The sequence below is a fragment of the Streptococcus suis genome (assembly GCF_002964045.1).
Lineage (GTDB): Bacteria > Bacillota > Bacilli > Lactobacillales > Streptococcaceae > Streptococcus > Streptococcus suis_U.
Window position 1 is genome coordinate 1 of sequence record NZ_POPB01000340.1, and the last position, 313, is coordinate 313.

Below are 313 nucleotides of genomic sequence, written 5' to 3' on the forward strand. Positions count from 1 at the left end.
CATCAGAAAACCTATTAAGGTGTGCTATATCATTTCTTAATGAGAAAAGATTGTCTAACTTCTCTAAAATAGCAGTATTACTTACCTCAATCTCTAAAAATTTTGAATATTTTTTGTATTTTCCAGAAATTTTTTTTCCACCAGAATGGGATGCAGCAATTCTGTTCAAATATCCTAGGTACGTTTTAGGATCATAATTCTTATCTAGTTTTTTCACTAGTTCGCCGTTTTCTGTACCATTAATACCTTTGACTAACAAGTCAATATTTAACTTAAGCAACTGTTTAATAGAATCTTTGAAATAAAGTTCAAG

General features: G+C 29.1%; 1 pseudogene. It reads right to left on the reverse strand.

From position 1 onward, the window contains the following. Positions 1 to 313 (reverse strand): annotated as a pseudogene (locus C1E99_RS07670) (hypothetical protein); the annotation flags it as partial.